Genomic DNA, 19,595 nt, shown 5'->3' on the forward strand with positions numbered 1-19,595 from the left:
ATCAATTTTTTAAAGTCTCACTATTCTCTTGGAATGATTATTGTTTATTTTTGTTCTGAAATGAGCTATCAACGATGATTGGTAAAATCATCGAACGCTATGTATTATTTGATTTTAATATCTGAAAAATGAAAATCACATTACCCCTATTCTTGTTTGTATTTGCGATAAGCGCGGTTTGTCAAGTTCCGAATATCAATGATATTCCTATCACAGATCGTGGTACGGATTATACTTTGATCAACGATTATAAGAATTTGGTATTTGATCAAAAGAATGCTAAAATCACTTTTGATTTTATTTCCGAAGATACCTCGGGTACTATCGGAGGCTTAGATTTCAAAATCAACTTTAACCCCAACGATACCGATAATGCTTCTTTTAGTGGCACCGCAAAGGTGAGTACGTTGAGTACAGGGAATTTTTTAAGAGATGGACATTTGATGTGGGAGAAGTTTTTTCACAAGCGCAAATACCCTACTATCGCTTTTAAAAGTTCGCAAGTTGTAGATTTTGAAGGAAACACCTTTAAAGTAATCGGAAATGTGACCATCAAAGGCGTAACCAAAGAATTGATTATTACCTTCAAACTAGACGACGAGAAACTATCAGGTACCGCTTCACTGTACACCAGCGATTTTGGAGTAAACATCCATGATGAAAGAGAAAAGAACAAATTGAATATTCAGTTTCACTTTCCGATAGAACGGTAAAAACTTACTTTAATTCTCGTCTTAATCCAATCATAAAGGCAGAAAAATCCCCATGGTGAGTTAATGAAATAGGAATATCGATCAATCGATCTAAAATGGTGATATAAGGAACCCCATTATCATTCTTGACAAAGTCAATATCATCAGGTTTCACCCTATATTCTTGAGACAAATAGCTTTTTAATTCCTCCTTTACTGAAGCTCCTTGATTCACGATTTGAGTAAAATAGGTTTGCTGATCTGTGGTAGCTATAGAGTACACTTTATCTTGATATACAGTAGTGTTCGTATGATATATATACTCATCAATTCCAACAGTTTCTCCCTGACATTGATACGACCTAGGATTAAATTTCGGAGCTAAAGAGAAGCGTCTTTGATGTGCTTTGTAAACTGCTTCTTTTTTACTCCATAATCTCCAAACTTCCAGTTCCGGGTCTTCAGTACCTAAAATATGATATTGCTCATCCTCGGTGAATAGCTTTTCTAACCATCCTTTACGTTGCCAATTGCTTTGTGTTTTGGCCAAATGGAGATCAACAATATCGTTTCCTATCATTTACTGGCTAGTTTACTTTCTATTACCGCAATAGAGTCTTTTACGGTAATCATTTTCTCCATAGCTTCATTATCTATTTCAATATCAAATTCATCTTCAACATCCAACACCACATCCACCAGATTTGCCGAATTGATCTCTAAATCTTTAATAAAATCGGTATCCTCATGCAGGGCTTCCAAACCTTCTTGATTTTGAACGTATGGGGTGATAATAGTCTTCAGTTTAGCTAATAATTCTTCTTTTGTCATAAAATTGGTTTTGGGTAATGATCCCATTTAAGTACTATATTTTTTAAAGATAACACATGCATTGACATCTCCAAATCCAAAACTGGCTTTGGCAACAATATTTGGTGCTATTTTGAGGGTTTCGGTAGGAACAGATTGATGATCAATAAGCTCAGCAATCTCCGGATGCAAATCATCACAATTTACATTACCAAAAACATATCCATGATGCAATTGAAGCACCGTGGCTACACTTTCTATACTCCCTGATGCTGCCAGACAATGTCCTACCATGCTTTTTAACGAATTGATATAGGGAAAGTTCTTTCCTGATCTATCTAGAGCCTGTGTCCAATTATAGATTTCGGTAACATCTTTGGTTGTAGCCGTGAGATGCCCATTAATAGCATCTACTTCTCCCGGATTTACTCCAGATTGCTCTAAAGCTTTACCAATACAATGCTGTACGGCTTCACTATTGGGTGCGGTCATACTCCCCTCTTTGCGTTGTCCACCACTGTTAACATGACCTCCCAAAATCTCGGCATAAATCTTAGCGCCTCTTTTTTGAGCACTTTCCAAACTCTCTATCACCAATGCTCCTGCTCCACTTCCTGGCACAAAACCACTTGCGGTAGCGCTCATTGGTCGTGAGGCTTGCGTAGGATCATCGTTGTATTTGTAGGGTAAGATGCGCATCGCATCAAAACCGCCCCATACATAAGGTCCACTATCGCTGGTACTCCCGGCAAGAATAATATCGGCTTTGCCTATCATTATTCGATCATAGGCCATCAAAATAGCCTCAGTTCCCGTACTACAAGCCGAAGAATTGGTAGTGACCACATTGCCGCAACCTAATACCCCTCCTAACCACGCACTTATACCACTCGCCATAGTTTGTATCACGGTGGTACTCCCCAAGCGTCTTACTTTGCCTTCGTCTACCTTGTAAATAGCATCCCGAAATTTATCTACGCCCAGGATTCCCGTTCCAAAAATTACACCCATATTCCATCGGGGTGCATCATCGGCATCTGGTAAGGATAATTGGGCATCTTTCCACGCATCCAGCCCAGCAATCACTCCGTATTCCATACCCGAAGCTTTTAATCCTTTTTGTTGTAATTGACTAAAGTAATTATTTAAATAATCATTACTATAATTCGGTTTACCAGCAATTTGACATGAAAATTTCAATTGATTTAATTCTTCGTGATAAGCTATACCACTTGTCCCGTTTTGTATGGCAGTATCAAATTCTGAAACGTTCATTCCATTTGGAGCAACAACCCCTAATCCGGTAATTACAACACGTTTTTTATTCGACATGAGCTCCTTGGATTATGGAAACGATTTGTTGTATTCCTTGTTTCGCTTCGGGCATTACAGGTAATATCGGCCATACATGTGGCATTCCTTTTCCCTCAATCACTTCTATTTGGGTATTCGTTTCTTTCACTTTTTCGATAAATATCAACTGATCCGGAGTCAATATATCATCTGTAGCACTAAACACATGCATTGGAGGTAAACCAGACAGTTCTCCATACAAAGGTGAAATTAGAGGGTCTTTAAGTGATAAGTGTCCTACACACATTTCGTTCGCGGATCGCACTCCATTGATACTTAAAATCGGATCTATAAGATCGATCTTTACAATATCAGGGTTAGTGACGCCCGCATCCACGACTGGAGTAATCGGAATGATTCGATTAGGCAAAGGTTTACTTTCTTTTACTAGACGCTGCGCCAAGGTAATGATCAAACTCCCTCCTGCAGAATCTCCTAGAAGAATGATTTTGGAAGGATCGTAGTGCTTAGTCGCTTCTAGATAGACTTGATATACATTTTCTGTAATCGAATCAATGGTATGCTCTGGTGCTTTGGGATAATCAATCATCCAGGCTTCAGAATGCGTTTGCTTGGCGAGTTTATTCAAAAACACCCAATTTTCTCGGGTAGGTCCATAAACAAAGGCTCCCCCATGGCAATAAATCAGTAAAACTCCAGAATTCTTCTTCTTAGGATGGAGCTTAGTAACTTTACTTCTATCGATTTGTTTACTTTCCACAGAAGACCCTGACAGCAATAACTTACCAGGTGCATGAATATCTTTTTTGCGTTTTGTGATGTAATCAATGGGATCTTTGGACCAGGATTTCTTTTCTCCAGTTAGTTTTAAGAATAATTTTACCAATCGATATCCTAAACTCATACACTATCTTTTTTGAATGAAACTCCCGAAATCACTCCTTTAGCTATCACCTGATTATCTAGGTTATACATAGCGACATTGCATTTTAGCTTTTGAAATCGGAAATACACCTTTTCTGAAACCACAATCACTTTTTCTCCCGGAAAGACAGGTTTATAGAAATTCATTTCATTGCTGGTCATAGCTACAGCTATTTCATCTTTACTCCAATGCTCTCCCAACAAATGAATCCCAAAACAGGCCATCCCAATTTGTGCCATGCACTCGGTAAGAATTACTCCCGGAGTAACAGGATTGCCCTTAAAATGGCCTTCGTAGAAATATTCATCCTTCTTAAAGGTATACGCCCCTTTTATATGATCGTCATCGAGCTCTAAAATCTCGTCGACAAACATAAAAGGTTTGTCATAAGGCAACTCTTTAATAATATCTTCTCTAATCACTAACTTTCTTTTAAAATGCACATTCTGTTGGCAATGGCTCTTGGTCTTCTGCCGCACTAGCAAACTCTTTATCCAAATTGGCCTTTTCAAAACCACCGGTAACCGTTCCTTTGTATACTACAGTACCATAACCACTGGTATTCATATGTGCTCGTACATAAACAGATTGATCCTTGCTAATATTCACTGCACCTCCGGATCGAACAAAAGGTTGTTCATTAACATGACTATGCGCCAAAACTCTACGATATATCAAGGTTTCATCTTCAGAAACCACCTCCCACCAATCTGCATATTGATTACAACCCGTATCTGGACTCTTAATCCCAATACTAAAAGTATATTGATTTTCTTGTCCACTCACAGCAACGCTTACAATCTCTGCCAAAGCATTCTCATCTATAATAGGATTATCCGCCTGCATTACTTCGTTATCATCACTGCATGCCATCAGGTAGATCAATAAAGGAAATCCTAAAATGAATATCTTTTTCATAAGTGTGATTTTTAGTCCCATAGTCCAAAATCATATTAGTGATTTAAAGTACTAGTTTTTGTAGCGCTAACATTGCTATTTAACTTATTTTTAGTCTTTGTCCTTTAGGACAAATGTTCTCCTCCATTAACGGGAATTATACATCCATTAATCCAGGATGCCTCATCACGACATAATAAATACACCGCATTGGCTACATCTTCGGGTTGTGTTAATCGATCGAAAGGATTACGTTGTATGCTGTGCGAAATAATATCTTCATGTCCAGGTATCATACGTAAGGATTTGGTATCTACCGCTCCGGGCTGTAGACAGTTGGCTCTAATCCCATAAGGAGCAAATTCTAGTGCGATGCTTCGTGTAATGGCCTCTAGTGTTACTTTGGCTGCAGAAACGGCCGCATAATTCTTCCATGCTTTGGTATTCCCCTCACTGGTAAAGGAAATAATTCGAGTATCCTCTGTAAATATCTGAGCATCAAAACAAGCTTTCACCCAATCGTAAAGGCTGATTCCCATGGCATTGATCGTTAATCTGAAATCATCGTTCTGCAAAGTATATTCGGCAGCATTCATGGGTTTCAAATTCCCTTTGGCAATGCTATGGATCAATGTTTTTATTTTTCCGTTTTGAATACGTTCTTTGATCTTAACAACAACTTCCGCTCGCTTTTCTGGTTTCAGTAGATCTACATTAAAAGCCTCAAACTGCACATTTTCTTTCCGAATCGTATCAAAACCTGCTTGAATTTGCTGTTGTTCGCTTCGGCTATTACGATGCACAATAATAACGTTCATCCCATGCCGGGCTAATTTTTGTGCCGTAGCCAATCCAAGCCCTGTACTTCCGCCCAAAATAAGCGCCCAATATCCTTTATCTTCAAAATCTTTATGCATTCGTAATTTTTGGAGTTATATTAACAGTTATTACCATTCTAATAAAATACGCTGTGCCGAAAATCCAGGACCAAAACTGAGCATCAATCCTGTTTCTCCTTGTTTTGGATTTCGTTCCATAAAACGCTCCAACACATACAGCACTGTAGCACTACTCATATTTCCGTATTCTTTTAAAACATGCTTCGTATCATCAATATTTTTACCTAAATGTCCAAAAAGCTCTTCTACCGTTTGTACAATTTTCTTTCCGCCCGGATGAAAAATTAAATGATCTACTTCTTCTATAGTGGTATTGTGCTTTTTTAAGAAAGGATGAATGATATCAGGAAAATGTGTAGCAATTTTGGCAGGAACTTCGGGATCTAAAACCATTTGCAATCCACCATTGGTCAGTTTAAACCCCATCATATTCGAAGCATCATAAAAATGATACATCTCATCGCCAACAATTTTTGGTCCGTTTGCATCATCTTCTGAAGATAGCAAAGCACAAGCGGCACCATCTCCAAAAATAGCTGCACTTACCATATTGGTCATGCTAAAGTCATCTAACTGAAAGGTAGCCGTAGGTGATTCGATAGCAATTACAGCTGCTCGTTTCCCCGGATTGGCTCTTAAAAAGTTTCTGGCATAGATAATACCTGATACTCCTGCAGCACATCCCATTTCGGTAACCGGCAAACGAATAATGTCTTGGCGTAGTTTCAGATCATTTATGATATAGGCATCCAGAGACGGAATCATAATCCCGGTGCAACTCACCGTAATTATATAATCCAAAGAGGTAGGATCCCATTCGGCTTGAGTCAATGCCTTTTGCAATACCTCTTTCCCTAACTTCTTTACTTCTCGAACATAGATATCGTTTTTCTCTTCAAAAGAAGTGGCTTGAAACACTTCTTCGATGCTCATAATGCCATAGCGTCTGTCCACAGCGGCATTCTCGAAGATTTTAATCACTTTACGCCTGAAACGATCTTCTTGCCCCGATAACCATTGGGAGACAAAAGGAACAATATCCTTGGTCTCTCTCATAAACTGTGGCAATTGCTTGGTAACTGTTGTAATCCTTACACTCAACTTTCCTTACTTTTAATTATTATTTTGGGTGTTTACTATCCATTTATATCGAAATGCCCATTTCCAACCGATATCAGAATTAGATGTCGATAGTTGTTGTGCATACTCATTTAATTCTAATTTGGTAAATCCTCTTTTTATGGATACTAATCCATCATTTTTGGCAATATGACCTTTGATAAAGAAAAAACTAAACAGCTTAAAAAGGTAATACGCCAACGCACTTCGATGCAGATCATTGATCACAACACCAATAGCTGCTAACCCGATACTATTCTCCATACATTTTACGATATCTTCACAAGAAAGATGATGTAATGTAAGGGTACAAATCACAATATGGCACGAAAAATCAGTAGCATCCAAAGTGATGATGTCCTTTTTAGCAAATTGGATTTCTGGATACGCTGTACTTAACGCTTTGGCTTGGTCCAAGCCCATTTCATTAAGATCAACACCAATAAACTTTCCTTTCCATCCTTTTTTTCTGAAATCATCTGCAAGTTGTCGCAGCATATCCCCGTTACCACATCCCAAATCCAAAATGGTATATTCCTGTTCTTTATCTCGATTTTTAAGCAGTTTTCTAACTGCTTTTATGGTAATCTCATTTCCTCCCAACCAACGATTTACCCTCGCTATATCTGCCAAAGCTACTTGTAGATCTACCTCCTTTACATCAGGCTGATCCATCAATTCTTCTTCATTGCTTCTATGTGTTAAGTCCACTAGCATATTATCGGAGATCCATGAGTTTGTTTTATGATTCGAGGCACGATAGAAGGAATTGCAGATGCTATTCCATAAGAAACTTGTTGCAAACTCGAATTGAGTAACACCCGCTGTAGCATTCTACCCATATACAATCTTCGGGAAAATAGGGATTGCCATTCTTGCTCGTATTGTTTTTCTAGTAATAATCGAGTATTATTAGAGACTTTCTGGTCACTTTTGATCAATAATTCTGCTAATATTCGTGCGCTTTGTATGGCCATTGCCATCCCGTTACCGCATAGCGGGTGAATAAGGCCTGCAGCATCTCCTGCCATAAAAATATGCTGTTCTATAGGTTTTTTCTTGGCAAAATTAACCTGAGCTATCGTAATAGGCTTTTTAAACATAGGTGTTGCCTCTGCAAAAAAGGCTTGTAAATAAGGATTTTTATTTAGCACTTTTTCCTGAAAGGCTTCCACATCCCGATATTTTTTAAAACTTTGATAGGATGCCAAATAACATGCATTAACTGTTTCATTTTCTACCATAGATAGCCCGCAATAGCCTCCATCAAAATTATGCAAAGCCACGGTTTGCGGATCAAACGAAGCTTTGTAATGCATTTTTACGGCTAGCCAAGAAGATTCATTGGTGCTCCATTTTCTATCCAATGTACCATCCAGTGATGAGCGTTTTCCATAGGCTCCAATAACAAAATCGGATGTAAATACTGCTCCATTTTGGGTAGACACTTCAAACAGATGCTCTGTAAATTCTACATTAGTCACGATATCGGTAACCAAAGTAACTCCTAGCTGTTCTGCTTTTTGCCATAAATAATGATCCAAAGCATGTCGGCTAATCCCAAAACCACCTAGTGGTAATTGACTGCGGATAAGGTTCCCTTTTTGGGTAGAAATGACAAATTTTGAAATATCTACGGGATGCAAATGAGCTAATTCGAGGTTTAAATCCTTGAAATAAGGAACAACTTCGTTGGAGATGTATTCCCCACACACCTTATGTCTGGGATAGGTATCTTTCTCTATTAAAAGCACTTGCACTTTTTGTTGTGCGAGATGAATAGCACTAACTAGTCCTGCTAACCCTCCCCCTATAATAAGTACGCGTGAATGCTTATTCATCACATCAAGATACATAAAATTTAAGCATAAAAAAACCCCGACTTGATAGTCGGGGTGATTGTGTTTGTATTACAATAATACTTATTGTTTTACTTGTTGTTGAGCGTCCCTCTTCATCTTCTCGTTGGCAACAATACCCAACTCTACTCTTCTGTTTTTTGCTCTACCTTCTGCAGTAGCGTTGTCATACTTTGGCAAGGTTTCTCCATGTGCATATGTAGTCAAACGACTAGCGCTAATTCCTTGAGCAATCAGATAGTTAGTTACCGCATCAGCTCTGTTTTTAGACAGTGTCATATTATAGCTATCATTCCCCGTACTATCTGTGTGTCCTTCAACTATAATATTGGTATCCGGATATTCTTTAAAGATTCCCGCTAATTTATTTAGGTTTGCTTTAGACTTAGCATTTAGGTCATATTTGTTTGTTGCAAAATACACCCCACTATTTTCATCAAATACAACATCGATCCCTTCTCCTACTCTGGTTACTTCTGCTCCTGGAATTTCAGATTCGATTTTCTGTGCTTGCTTATCCATCTGCTTACCAATAACACCACCGGCTACACCACCTACTACACCACCGATTACCGCTCCTAGTGCAGAGTTTTTCTTTTTCACATTGTTACCAATAATTCCACCAATCACGGCTCCCGCAGCAGTACCAATAACTGCCCCTTTTTGTGTGTTATTTGCATTTTGCACAGCTTCACAACTTACTAGCATGGTTGCTGCAGTTAGAATAACACCTATTTTTTTAAGATTTGTATTCATCATTTAAAGATTTGAGTTATTGAAGTTTATTAAAGTTCATCGTAATTACAAAAGGCTTCCCTTCTAGACTTACTGTCATGGCCCAAGTCATAGTTGCATCATCCAGATGCTGTAATGCCATTCTGTATCCAGCATTGTTATTGGTACTTTTCTTTTTCTCATTAATAGGTTTGAATAAGAAATAGTATGTACCATCCGCCTCAGGCTTTGGAATAGTAAACCTAAAGTTTCTTGCTCCTGTAGAAGTACAACTACTTTGATTCACTTCGTATTTACCTGTATTATTATTTGGAATAAATTTCCAGGTACTTCCGGTAAAACATTCTGCAGAGGCATCGTTATAAAGGGTAACATCAAAGATTCCGTCTCTATCGTAAGAGATTTTATCCAATGACCATTCTCCTTTAAGAGTTTTTTTAGCAGAGATAACGGTTTTTTGCGTTGGGCTACAAGACGCAAAAATTACTACTGCCACTAATAAGATAAGTTTTTTCATTATGTTAGATTTTATTAATATAAAAGTAGCTATAAACGATAACGTTTCCAATATTATTATATTTCAAAATGACATGGGCTCTTCTTCTGCCATTTAATAGTATAATTTAGACAAAGGACACAAAAAAAGGATAAACGTAGCACTACTTTATCCCTTTATAAAATATTTAACTTTTCCTTTATATCTCTTGTTTCGGAACTCTAAATAATAAGATAAGTCCAACGGCAAAAAACAGAATCAAAAACAAGATAGAATATCGGATACTCCCTGTTAATTGCGCTATCAATCCATACGAAAACATACCAATTACAATCCCAATCTTTTCTGAAACGTCATAAAAACTAAAATAAGAAGTGGTATCTACAGCATCTTTTGGCAAGAACTTAGAATAGGTAGATCTAGAAAGTGCTTGTATCCCTCCCATCACCATACCAACAATGGCTGCTGCTATGTAAAATTGCATAGGAGTAGTAATCGTATACGCATAAATACAGATCCCGATCCAGATAAAGTTAATCACTATAATGGTCTTGATATTTCCAAACTTTGCTGAAGCTTTAGAAGTTAAGAACGCTCCCAATACCGCTACCAATTGAATGAGTAGAATACTTATGATAAGTCCGGTTGTTGCATTTTGCTCTCCCCAATCTAATTCTTCGATACCAAAATAGGTAGCAATCAGCATGATTGTTTGTACAGCCATACTGTACACAAAAAAGGCGGTGAGATATCTTCTAAGTCTCAAATCACTCTTAAGAGCATTCCAGATCATTTTTAATTCTTTAAAACCATTAAAAACCAACGATTTGGTAAGTTCAGCTTTCTTGTTTCCTTTGGGCAAATAATAGTAGGTGTACTGGCTAAAAACGATCCACCACACTCCTACCATAACAAAGGATAATCTTGTTGGGAAACCTTCGTCCTCAAAACCGAACCACTCATACTTCAAAATCATGATCAAATTAATGATCAATAATAGTACACTTCCTATATATCCCAAAGAATATCCTTTTGCACTTATGGCATCCTGCTGTTCGGGATAAGCAATATCTGGCAAATACGAATTGTAAAATACCAAACTTGCCCAAAAACCTATCAGCGCCAGATAATAGCACAATAACCCAAACCATAGATCTTCTAAAGAAAACCAATACAAGCCGATACAAGATACTGCTCCCAGGTAGCAAAAGAATTTTAAGAAATTCTTTTTGTTCCCTACATAATCTGCTATACCAGATAAAAGTGGACTGATCAATGATACTGTAAGAAAGGCTAATGCCGTTACATAGCTTATCAGAGAATCATTATTAAAATCAATCCCCAAAAAGCGTACAGTATCACTAATGATATTGTCTTCATCATCTCGTACAATCGTTAGTGCTCCCCAAAAGATGGGAAAGATGGCTGAAGATATCGTAAGGTTATAAACCGAATTTGCCCAGTCATAAAAAGCCCAGGCGTTGAGTAATTTCTTGTGTCCTTTGGGTAGTGATTTGCTCATATAATATAAAAAAACTGTTCTGAAAAGGTTCAGAACAGCTCCTAAAATAAGTATAATCTTTGTAAGTTGGTGTACTTAACAATTATTTAAACGTGGTTACCCCAAATTTCTTGGCTTCCGCTCTGGCCTCAGGTGCCCATGCGGTAAGGTTTGCAATTCGAGTATCACTAGAAGGGTGTGTACTCATAAATTCTGGTGGTGCTTGTCCTCCACTATTGGCTTTCATACGTCTCCAAAGATTTGCGGCTTCATCTGGGTTATATCCGGCAATGGCCATCAATTGTATTCCAATGCGATCTGCTTCTGTCTCATGACTTCTACTGAAAGGAAGCATCACACCAAACTGACTACCTAACCCAAAGGCTGTACCCACGATTTGTTGCGTTTGTTCGTCCTTTCCACTTATGGCTACCGCTGTAGCAGCACCTGCTACTTGCTGTAACTGCCCTGCACTCATACGTTGCTGACCGTGATTAGCCAATGCATGAGCTACTTCGTGGCCCATTATCGCTGCAATACCAGTTTCATTCTTGGCAATAGGAAGAATTCCTGTATAAAACACTATTTTTCCTCCTGGCATACACCATGCATTAACGGTTTTATCATCTACCAAGTTATATTCCCATTGATAGTCTTTTAAATACCCCGCATAACCGTTGGCATTTAACCAACGTTCTGAAGCTTTTGCTATTCTTTGTCCTACTCGCTTTATCATTTCCGCATCAGAAGTACCTTTTACCACCTTATTTTCACCCAAAAACTGATTGTATTGTTGAAAAGCCATGGGCAATATTTGCGAATTTGGTACCAAGGCTAGTGTCTTTTTACCGGTAAAAGGATTCGTAGCACAAGATAAAAACATCAGTATTGTGCCTAAAAAAACTATAGATTTTCTAGTATTCATGATTCATACAATTTTGAAATATAAAATTACGAAAATCTCTACTCTTCACTTTACATATCCTTATATTTTTATACCATTCCTTCGATAAAAGTATCAATCTATCGTTGAGATACACTTTTTGACGTGCATACAGCCTATTTTTTGCATTTTTCACTCAAAACAAAATATCACTTTTATACAACTCCACTAAGGTTTTACCACAATCAAAATCCGCTAAAATACGGTTTAACAAAAGTGTATTAACTCATTTATTTACAGTTGTTTACTTGAAATTTTTCAAGTGTTTTACTCCTTTAACTTTCCGTGATTTACACATCTCAAAAACCGCTTTTTGACTCCCAAAATATCGATGCATCTTATAGAAATTTGAAGTATCCAAATGGTGCACAATTTGGGGTACAACAGAATTTCAGTATTAACATTTAATGAATTGTATTATGAGTTTATATCAAGAAGTATATCATGGAGAGTCTTTTAGTGAAGAAGACTTTTATGATGCAGTCCGCTACATTTTTCAACCAGAAGTAGGAGAATCTACTACAGAAGAGATCGATGATTTTTTGATTGAAACAGTAAGTGAAATGACTCCTGAACAAGCAGAAAGTTTCTGGAAGAAAATCGGAAACTTCGCCAAAAAAGTAGGATCAGGTGCATTAAAAGTTGTCTCTAAGGTTGCTCAGCCCGTAGGTACTGCGGTAGGTGCAGCTTATGGTGTGCCACAATTGGGGGGAATGATTGGTGGACTAGCTGGAAATCTTGCAGGTGCAGGGTCTAAGGCACTAGACCGAATTCCTGATTTTAAAACCCGCCGTAGACGAAGAAGAACATCTCCTCGTAGAAACAGAAGTTCTTACCGAAGAAGATCAAGAAGAAATCCAGAATTGAGAAATGCATGGAGACAAACTAGAAGAACCTTGGGAAGAGCCGGAAGACATGCGCTTAGAGCTGCAAACCGATACGCCGCTCAAAACCCGGTTAGACCTAGGTATAGAGAGGATATAGAGTCGTTTGAAGACAATACTCCAGCAGCACTATCAAATGTAGTCAATAGCCCTGGTTTTCAAGCCTTGTTATTCGGAAGATCCAATGGTAACATTCCAACAGAAAATATCACAGAAAGCGATTATGATTTTCTAGAAGCTGTTGAGGCAATCAACTATCTAACAGAAGGTATCATTGCTGAATACTATGAAAATGATTTGTTAGAGGATGACGAATATCTTGTTGATGATTATGGAGAACTGGTAATCAATCACCCAGAAGAGCGAGAAGAAAGAATCGAAGCACTAATCGAGGAATATAGTGCCTAATCGTTAACCATAAATCCCTGGGAAAATGAATCCAATGATTGCTTTTCTAAAAAAACAAAAGCCTGAATGGGAAGAGTATTTAAACATGATAGAATTGATGAATGCAGAGCATTCTGATATCGATGAAGATGATGAAGATACACTTTCTGAAACCACCTCCTCCAAAAACACACATAAGGCGTACAAAAACAAGATCATCAAACTCAAAAAAACACAAAACAAGCTGCTCCATATGATCGAAGATCTAAAAGCAGAGCTAGAAGACGAACAAGAGCTTACCGAAGATCTTGCAGAGGCTTTGGGCGCATGCCCAGAATGTTTTGGCGAGGATGATATGTGCACCTATTGTAAAGGAGAAGGGTTACCAGGATTTTTTGTGCCAGACTTTACGCAATACAACCGATTTGTAGCACCAGCTAACAAAAAATTCAGTAAGCATTACCGAATTAGAAATTAATAACTCAAATTTTCAAAATTATGTACACAATAGAAGATTATTATGACCTAGAAGACAATATCTTAATAGAAGATCTCCTTGATGACGATTTACTCGAGGATGATTATTATGATGAAGATCTTCTTGAAGATGACCTGTTAGATGACGATCTGTTAGAGGACGATTACGATCTCTTGGGAGAGGATTTTGACGAAGACTTTGACGAGCGACGTAGACGAGGACGTAGAGGAAGACGAGGTCGACGAGGGTTTAGAGGAAGAAGAAGAAGAATTCGACCTAGACACCCTAGAAGAACAAAACGTAGATCTAACTACGGAAAAAGCGTGAGATCACCACGATCTAATAGCAGTGTGGTCTCCAAAAGCGAATTCAAAAAATCGTTAGATGCCATTTCTAAAGACGTGAATTCTTTAAAGAAAAGTTCTTTGATCAATGGTAAAGCAATCAAATCACTTGATGGTAAATATACTGATGTAGTAAGCAACTTATCCAGAAAAGATAAAAACCAAACCAAAGTTTTAAAGAACATGCAAACCATGAGTATGCTAGGTTCTTTACTAAACAAACCAAAGTTTGACGAATCGAATCTGGAAATCAGATCCAATGATACCGGACCTGATACTATCGTTGAGAAATCAGATAACAAAACCGTAAAGTTTGATCAAACAATGAGTTTGTTATTACCAATGATGACTACAATGGGAGATGCAAGCACTGGTAAATCATCAAGTAGCGATATGATGTTACCCTTAGTACTATTAATGAGCCAAAAAGACGGAGACAGCAGTGATGACAGTCTTTTGCCTTTGGTAATGCTCATGACAATGAACAAATAATTTCTAACGTATAAGGGACTTGCTTTAAGTAATTCTATAATCAAGTCCCTTTTTAAAAACTTATAACAATGGAAAATAGTTTATTGACAGGGTTTCTCTTTCCTAAAATAATCGCTGAGAACTACAATCTGGAGGATCAAAATAATTTTATCATCACTTCTTTTTTGATTGACAAGATGAGTGATAACAAGAGTTTCTCTATGATGTTTCAGTTGCTTACTGCAAAAAACGCAGAGACCAAAAAAGAGGAACCAACGCTTGTAGTGACCAATCCACCTATAGATGTTCCTGCAGATCCACCTAAGGATGAAACTCCAGATCCTTCTGGAGATAAACCTAAGGACGATGAGCCAAAAGACGATCTGCCAAAGGATGATCAACCTATAGCTGGAGATGATACGACCAATGAAGATGTAAAGAAGACCGTCGTTGCTAAGTTGGACACTATTAGTTCCTCTATCAACAAGAAGTTCTCTGAGATTAGAGGTCATGTAGAACCCATCAAAACGGTACACACCGAAGTAACTGAGTTAAAAGGGTATATCACAAAACCAAAAGATGCTTTCGAGAACCAGGAGATTGCCGCAGTATTCGACGCAAAGGGTATTGATGTAAAGGAATTTAGAAATTCGATGTATGTGGATTACATCAATGATGTGATAGAGGAGATCAAAAGTGATAAGTTTAAAACTAATCTCGAGAAAATCACCAAAAGTAATGCAGAATTGGTTAAACCGATCAAAACCAGAGTGGCCAAGTTTTCTGTATTCTTCGACATAGATTTTCTAAAGAAACTTAAGGAAACTTTTGAGAGCACTTCTGATCTGAGCATGCAGGATATAAGAATTTTTATATCTAATGTGATTTCACCTTTACTAGACTTGGTAAGAGATATCAAATATTTTGATTTCCCTGAAACCGAAACCGAAGTTGCTCCAAAAGCAACTACTCCTAGAGCTACAAAAGCTAGTAAAACCAGTAAAACTAAAGTAACTACATAAAAATGGATCCACGTCTTAAACTTATAGTAAAAGGAAATCCCAACGAAGAGTTGCATTTGTTAATGAGGCTTAAGGATAAAAATGTTATTCCCCCTCATATCAAACTTATCTCACAATTTGGTGATATCATAAGCTGCAGGATTTTACGAAAATACCTAATGGTAGTGTATGATCATGTGGCTACCCGAAGTCTTAAGGCACCGCAGGTAATTCCATTAAACAATTATAATTCAGATATAAATGACGCCAGCGAGTATTCTAACTTTGCTGGCAAACCTAGAGTAATTTCCAAAAGGAAAAGCAACGTTGTTTTTGGGATCATAGACTTTGGTTTTGATTTTACACATCCAGATTTCTTTGATCCCCTGGGCAACACTCGTTTTGAAAAAATATGGGCACAACCCCTTAAAAACAAAACCCCCAACAAATATGGATATGGGCAAGTATTTACGCAGAAGCAAATCGATCATGCATTAGATACTGCTACCCCCTTTAGGACGTTAGGCTACCATCCTGGGCGTGGAGATTTATTAGGAAGAGGGATGCACGGGACTCACGTTTTGGGGATTGCGGCAGCCACAGGAAATGTAGGTAAGAAAGGACACGCTGGCAATAGTCCAATAGTGGCAGTAGATATGGGCTCTAATTACGTAAACGGTTCTGATTTGTCCCTGGGAGATTCAGTAAAGCTGATTGAAGGAATAGACTTTATATTAGAGCAGGCAGGAGATCGTCCTTGCGTAATCAATATGAGTCTGGGAGGCCACGGAGATGCACATACAGGACAGACCCTAGTAGAATTAGCACTTAATAATGCATTAAGAGAAAGAGCAGGATTTGCCATTGTACAAAGCACAGGTAATTACTTCAAATCCAAATGCCACCATTCTGGAAAACTACTACAAGATGATGAGAATGAAATCGAATGGATTTTCAAGAAAAGAGATCGTACGCCAAATGAAATGGAAATATGGTATGAGGCTGGAGACGAATTTGCAGTTGAAATCTATAACGATGATGACGAGTACATTGGTGGAACAGAAGCTTTTGAAGACGCTACCTTAAATTTTGACGGTTCCAAAAACGGAATTATTTTTCATCGTAAAAGTGAACCCAATACAGGTAAGAATCATATCAACATTATCTTGGCAGGTAGTCCAGCATCCAAACGATTGGTGGTAAAGATCATCGGATCCAAAATCAAGAACGGCAGATATCATGCCTATATAGAACGAGATGATCGTGGGCAATCGCATTTTCACGAATCTGATGTCAATACCAATCATACGATAGGATCTATTTGTAATGCTCCCCTCACCATTACTGTAGGTGCCTATAATCAAGCTAGTCAAGAAAAGGAATTGATGTCTTTTAGTAGTGCTGGACCAACTTTGGATCATAGAACCAAACCCGAAATCGTAGCTCCAGGATCCAAAATCCCGGCGGCACGATCGGCATCAAAATTTGAAAGCTACGCTTCAGGGATGCTTACCAAAAAGAGTGGATCGAGTATGGCTGCTCCCTTTGTGGCCTCGTTGGTCGCCAAAATCCTTGAGCAGTATCCCAAGATCAATATTTATACGTTACGGCATTACTTGCTGAAGTTTTGTAATCCGTATCGAACAGAAAACACCACTGTAAAGAACAAATCAGGACACGGGGTAATTAATGAAAAAAAGTTACTGCTGGATCTAGCCAAAAAGAAAATACAGCATGAGAACACCAAGATATTACGCAAACAGAAATTGGTATAATAACGGGCATCATGAGTATGCCGAGTTAAATACCTCTCATCAGGTAAAGGAAATTCAGGCCTTTTTATTAGAAAAGGGCTATGATCTGGGACATTGGGGAGTAGATGGGGACTTAGGGTCGAAAACAAAAAAGGCCATATATGATTATTTTAGGTCTCATTTTGGCGCTTCTAATCCGACCTCTCCTTCTACTCCATCTCCAGGAGTTAATGCTCCACAAATCGTTCAAACGTTTAGTGAGATCTTTAGGAAGAAAGGATATACCTTTTACAAAGACGAGCTAAAACCCAATATCATCGGAGTGAGAAATTTGGATTCTACAGCCAACCTTTTTAACGATACGATGTATGTGATTTGGAAAGAAAATGGAAAGTATCACGCCAAAACCTATCCTATCACTACAGATCCAGGAAGTGCTTTTTTGGGGAAACGTATGATCAATAAAAATGGTACCGCGATTCTGAAAGTAGGACAATATCTCAATACCTATAAATTAGGGTTACATCGAGGAAAATATACTGCTTTGGTACAACGAGGCGGAAAAGTAACGGTATTCCGAGATAAAAATCAAGATCATAAATTGGATTTTCATGGTGGAAAAGAATACACCGGATATTTTGGAATCAACATTCACAAAGCTGGTAGAAATTCTATAGATGTGAATAGCTGGTCGGCAGGATGCCAGGTATTTAAAAAGTCCTCGGATTTTGATGAGCTCATTGCCCTTTGTAAAAAGGCGGAGAGAAGATATGGTAAAGGCACTTGGTTTACCTATACCCTATTAGAAGCTAGTAAAGGAAAAGTTTTATAAACTCAAGAAAATGAAAACCATTTACACATATTATCCCAATTTACGACCAGGGTACTCAGATATTGCTGAGTTAAACACCAAAAACGAAATCAAAGAGATCCAAACCTATTTGAGACAAGCCGGTTTTAATATTGGTAATGCTGGAGTGGATGGAATCTTAGGAAAAAACACCAAAAGAGCTATATATGAATTCTTTATGAAGGAAATCGGTGGTAGTGGTACAGGCGGTGGCGGTGGAACGACCACTCCAACCAACAATCGACCTACTACTCCATCAAATCCCGAAACCAAAGTAAAACTTACTCTTGATTTGATGAGGAACGTTCGTTTCAGAAACTCTAATGACATCAACATCTTCTTTCAACAAACTACGGGACAGGATTTTGTCGATTTCTTCAGAAGTAAAGTAGGAGGACGAAACCCCTTTTGGAAAAAAAGAAAAATTCCTTCTGGAATCACCTACAAAAAGAATTTTAACAACATATTTAATCAAATTCCTGTGCTATATGGGGAGCAAAGTATCAATCTATTTCAGTTCCTAGGCTTAGTATCAGCAATGATTAATGAAACCGGAGGTAAATTTAAACCTATTCGAGAATCCAATTGGGTTTCTTTATTAGGGAGATTGAAATATGCGTATGGCACCAATGGAGGTAAAAAGAAAAGCTACAACGACTCCAAAAGTGCAAAATCTGTACATCAGCTGATTCATGACCCTGATTTTGTAAGAGCACATAAAACACCAGGAGTACGATTGAGTTACCTCCGAAAATTTAACTGGAGAGGAAGTACCTTCCCCAAAATTCGTCTTAACGATGCCGAAGTTGAATTTTTATGCCAATGCGATGTGTATAAATTCTCTGGTCTAGGGTTAATCCAAACCACTTGGCGTCCTGCATACAAAAGGATCATCAACTATGTATTGAACTATCGAGGGACTAATCCAAGAATCAACAATGTAAAAATGAATTGGAGGATCCACGGAAATGCCGATAAGGTTGCTGATTTATCCAAATACCAGGAATGGGAATACCTATTCCAAGAACCTGAAGTAGCTTCAAAAGCGGTATTTCTGCACAACCAAAGATCACGATACCTAAGTTTTTCAGTATCCGGATTATCCTATCAAAGAATGCTAGACAAAGCTGGAAACATAGGTTATCGTATTGGTGGCACCAAAAGAGCGCGTGACAAAGTCAGAAATCGAGTGGATCAAATTATCCAGGCGATGAAAAGAAGTGGAAGATAATATAT

General features: G+C 38.0%; 22 protein-coding genes. 8 read left to right on the forward strand and 14 right to left on the reverse strand.

From position 1 onward, the window contains the following. Positions 1-128: 128 nt before the first annotated feature. On the forward strand, positions 129-713 hold the full coding sequence (locus tag ACXAGJ_RS02440) for a YceI family protein (protein ID WP_474836802.1): 585 nt from the start codon (positions 129-131) through the stop codon (positions 711-713). A gap of 4 nt (positions 714-717) precedes the next feature. Here the strand turns inward: ACXAGJ_RS02440 and ACXAGJ_RS02445 are convergent, their stop codons facing one another. From ACXAGJ_RS02445 to ACXAGJ_RS02510, 14 genes are all read right to left on the reverse strand, one after another. Continuing rightward, positions 718-1,272, reverse strand: a complete 555-nt coding sequence (locus ACXAGJ_RS02445; protein WP_474836804.1) for a 4'-phosphopantetheinyl transferase family protein — start codon at positions 1,270-1,272, stop codon at positions 718-720. After that, complete coding sequence (locus ACXAGJ_RS02450; RefSeq protein ID WP_073314444.1) at positions 1,269-1,523, reverse strand: acyl carrier protein; 255 nt, start codon at positions 1,521-1,523, stop codon at positions 1,269-1,271. The genes ACXAGJ_RS02445 and ACXAGJ_RS02450 overlap by 4 nt, the downstream gene beginning before the upstream one ends. A gap of 27 nt (positions 1,524-1,550) precedes the next feature. Continuing rightward, positions 1,551-2,834, reverse strand: coding sequence for a beta-ketoacyl-[acyl-carrier-protein] synthase family protein (locus tag ACXAGJ_RS02455; RefSeq protein ID WP_474836806.1), 1,284 nt, complete (start codon positions 2,832-2,834; stop codon positions 1,551-1,553). Continuing rightward, positions 2,824-3,720, reverse strand: coding sequence for an alpha/beta hydrolase (locus ACXAGJ_RS02460; protein ID WP_474836808.1), 897 nt, complete (start codon positions 3,718-3,720; stop codon positions 2,824-2,826). The genes ACXAGJ_RS02455 and ACXAGJ_RS02460 overlap by 11 nt, the downstream gene beginning before the upstream one ends. Next, positions 3,717-4,163: a 3-hydroxyacyl-ACP dehydratase FabZ family protein gene (locus ACXAGJ_RS02465; protein ID WP_474836810.1), complete on the reverse strand. Its 447-nt coding sequence runs from the start codon at positions 4,161-4,163 to the stop codon at positions 3,717-3,719. Before ACXAGJ_RS02465 ends, ACXAGJ_RS02460 begins: the two co-directional genes overlap by 4 nt. 10 nt (positions 4,164-4,173) lie before the next feature. Next, the gene (locus ACXAGJ_RS02470; RefSeq protein ID WP_474836812.1) at positions 4,174-4,659 is read right to left on the reverse strand and encodes a hypothetical protein; all 486 of its coding nucleotides are present in this window, start codon (positions 4,657-4,659) and stop codon (positions 4,174-4,176) included. Between the two features lie 104 nt (positions 4,660-4,763). Then, positions 4,764-5,555 carry an SDR family oxidoreductase gene (locus ACXAGJ_RS02475; protein ID WP_474836814.1) on the reverse strand — a complete coding sequence of 264 codons (792 nt, stop codon included), beginning with the start codon at positions 5,553-5,555 and terminating at the stop codon, positions 4,764-4,766. A gap of 30 nt (positions 5,556-5,585) precedes the next feature. Further along, on the reverse strand, positions 5,586-6,638 hold the full coding sequence (locus ACXAGJ_RS02480) for a type III polyketide synthase (RefSeq protein WP_474836816.1): 1,053 nt from the start codon (positions 6,636-6,638) through the stop codon (positions 5,586-5,588). Positions 6,639-6,650: 12 nt separating this feature from the next. Beyond that, on the reverse strand, positions 6,651-7,373 hold the full coding sequence (locus ACXAGJ_RS02485) for a methyltransferase domain-containing protein (RefSeq protein ID WP_474836818.1): 723 nt from the start codon (positions 7,371-7,373) through the stop codon (positions 6,651-6,653). Continuing rightward, a complete protein-coding gene (locus tag ACXAGJ_RS02490) occupies positions 7,367-8,497 on the reverse strand; it encodes an NAD(P)/FAD-dependent oxidoreductase (protein ID WP_474836819.1) in 1,131 nt (376 codons plus the stop codon). The genes ACXAGJ_RS02485 and ACXAGJ_RS02490 overlap by 7 nt, the downstream gene beginning before the upstream one ends. Before the next feature lie 81 nt (positions 8,498-8,578). Beyond that, positions 8,579-9,271, reverse strand: a complete 693-nt coding sequence (locus tag ACXAGJ_RS02495; protein ID WP_474837123.1) for a YiaD family glycine zipper/OmpA-like lipoprotein — start codon at positions 9,269-9,271, stop codon at positions 8,579-8,581. Positions 9,272-9,287: 16 nt separating this feature from the next. After that, positions 9,288-9,767 (reverse strand): lipocalin family protein, encoded by a 480-nt coding sequence (locus tag ACXAGJ_RS02500; protein WP_473279969.1) that lies wholly within the window; start codon positions 9,765-9,767, stop codon positions 9,288-9,290. Between the two features lie 178 nt (positions 9,768-9,945). After that, positions 9,946-11,268, reverse strand: coding sequence for an MFS transporter (locus ACXAGJ_RS02505; protein WP_474836821.1), 1,323 nt, complete (start codon positions 11,266-11,268; stop codon positions 9,946-9,948). Between the two features lie 82 nt (positions 11,269-11,350). Beyond that, entirely contained in the window at positions 11,351-12,172 is an 822-nt protein-coding gene (locus ACXAGJ_RS02510; RefSeq protein WP_474836823.1) for a M48 family metallopeptidase, read from the reverse strand. A 437-nt stretch (positions 12,173-12,609) separates the two neighbouring features. On the opposite strand from ACXAGJ_RS02510, the gene ACXAGJ_RS02515 reads away from it, so the two are divergent. The 7 genes from ACXAGJ_RS02515 to ACXAGJ_RS02545 all read left to right on the forward strand — a co-directional run bounded on the left by ACXAGJ_RS02515 (position 12,610) and on the right by ACXAGJ_RS02545 (position 19,590). Then, positions 12,610-13,482, forward strand: coding sequence for a hypothetical protein (locus tag ACXAGJ_RS02515; protein WP_474836824.1), 873 nt, complete (start codon positions 12,610-12,612; stop codon positions 13,480-13,482). Between the two features lie 25 nt (positions 13,483-13,507). Beyond that, positions 13,508-13,939, forward strand: coding sequence for a hypothetical protein (locus ACXAGJ_RS02520; protein WP_474836825.1), 432 nt, complete (start codon positions 13,508-13,510; stop codon positions 13,937-13,939). A gap of 20 nt (positions 13,940-13,959) precedes the next feature. Next, positions 13,960-14,775 (forward strand): hypothetical protein, encoded by an 816-nt coding sequence (locus ACXAGJ_RS02525; protein ID WP_073313912.1) that lies wholly within the window; start codon positions 13,960-13,962, stop codon positions 14,773-14,775. A gap of 68 nt (positions 14,776-14,843) precedes the next feature. Next, positions 14,844-15,776, forward strand: coding sequence for a hypothetical protein (locus tag ACXAGJ_RS02530; RefSeq protein ID WP_474836826.1), 933 nt, complete (start codon positions 14,844-14,846; stop codon positions 15,774-15,776). A gap of 2 nt (positions 15,777-15,778) precedes the next feature. Continuing rightward, the gene (locus ACXAGJ_RS02535; RefSeq protein WP_474836827.1) at positions 15,779-17,530 is read left to right on the forward strand and encodes a S8 family serine peptidase; all 1,752 of its coding nucleotides are present in this window, start codon (positions 15,779-15,781) and stop codon (positions 17,528-17,530) included. Beyond that, positions 17,490-18,341, forward strand: coding sequence for a peptidoglycan-binding domain-containing protein (locus tag ACXAGJ_RS02540; protein ID WP_474836828.1), 852 nt, complete (start codon positions 17,490-17,492; stop codon positions 18,339-18,341). The genes ACXAGJ_RS02535 and ACXAGJ_RS02540 overlap by 41 nt, the downstream gene beginning before the upstream one ends. A gap of 10 nt (positions 18,342-18,351) precedes the next feature. After that, entirely contained in the window at positions 18,352-19,590 is a 1,239-nt protein-coding gene (locus ACXAGJ_RS02545; protein WP_474836829.1) for a peptidoglycan-binding domain-containing protein, read from the forward strand. Positions 19,591-19,595 lie beyond the last annotated feature (5 nt).

Source organism: Aquimarina sp. AWH4_224, from assembly GCF_056160245.1.

Coding starts and splice junctions, on each gene's coding strand:
- ACXAGJ_RS02475 (WP_474836814.1), bottom strand. CDS start 5,555: ATGCATAAAGATTTTGAAGATAAAGGATATTGGGCGCTTATTTTGGGC.
- ACXAGJ_RS02455 (WP_474836806.1), bottom strand. CDS start 2,834: ATGTCGAATAAAAAACGTGTTGTAATTACCGGATTAGGGGTTGTTGCT.
- ACXAGJ_RS02540 (WP_474836828.1), top strand. CDS start 17,490: ATGAGAACACCAAGATATTACGCAAACAGAAATTGGTATAATAACGGG.
- ACXAGJ_RS02530 (WP_474836826.1), top strand. CDS start 14,844: ATGGAAAATAGTTTATTGACAGGGTTTCTCTTTCCTAAAATAATCGCT.
- ACXAGJ_RS02505 (WP_474836821.1), bottom strand. CDS start 11,268: ATGAGCAAATCACTACCCAAAGGACACAAGAAATTACTCAACGCCTGG.
- ACXAGJ_RS02545 (WP_474836829.1), top strand. CDS start 18,352: ATGAAAACCATTTACACATATTATCCCAATTTACGACCAGGGTACTCA.
- ACXAGJ_RS02515 (WP_474836824.1), top strand. CDS start 12,610: ATGAGTTTATATCAAGAAGTATATCATGGAGAGTCTTTTAGTGAAGAA.
- ACXAGJ_RS02460 (WP_474836808.1), bottom strand. CDS start 3,720: ATGAGTTTAGGATATCGATTGGTAAAATTATTCTTAAAACTAACTGGA.
- ACXAGJ_RS02440 (WP_474836802.1), top strand. CDS start 129: ATGAAAATCACATTACCCCTATTCTTGTTTGTATTTGCGATAAGCGCG.
- ACXAGJ_RS02520 (WP_474836825.1), top strand. CDS start 13,508: ATGAATCCAATGATTGCTTTTCTAAAAAAACAAAAGCCTGAATGGGAA.
- ACXAGJ_RS02525 (WP_073313912.1), top strand. CDS start 13,960: ATGTACACAATAGAAGATTATTATGACCTAGAAGACAATATCTTAATA.
- ACXAGJ_RS02470 (WP_474836812.1), bottom strand. CDS start 4,659: ATGAAAAAGATATTCATTTTAGGATTTCCTTTATTGATCTACCTGATG.
- ACXAGJ_RS02485 (WP_474836818.1), bottom strand. CDS start 7,373: ATGCTAGTGGACTTAACACATAGAAGCAATGAAGAAGAATTGATGGAT.
- ACXAGJ_RS02510 (WP_474836823.1), bottom strand. CDS start 12,172: ATGAATACTAGAAAATCTATAGTTTTTTTAGGCACAATACTGATGTTT.
- ACXAGJ_RS02445 (WP_474836804.1), bottom strand. CDS start 1,272: ATGATAGGAAACGATATTGTTGATCTCCATTTGGCCAAAACACAAAGC.
- ACXAGJ_RS02490 (WP_474836819.1), bottom strand. CDS start 8,497: ATGAATAAGCATTCACGCGTACTTATTATAGGGGGAGGGTTAGCAGGA.
- ACXAGJ_RS02495 (WP_474837123.1), bottom strand. CDS start 9,271: ATGAATACAAATCTTAAAAAAATAGGTGTTATTCTAACTGCAGCAACC.
- ACXAGJ_RS02450 (WP_073314444.1), bottom strand. CDS start 1,523: ATGACAAAAGAAGAATTATTAGCTAAACTGAAGACTATTATCACCCCA.
- ACXAGJ_RS02535 (WP_474836827.1), top strand. CDS start 15,779: ATGGATCCACGTCTTAAACTTATAGTAAAAGGAAATCCCAACGAAGAG.
- ACXAGJ_RS02500 (WP_473279969.1), bottom strand. CDS start 9,767: ATGAAAAAACTTATCTTATTAGTGGCAGTAGTAATTTTTGCGTCTTGT.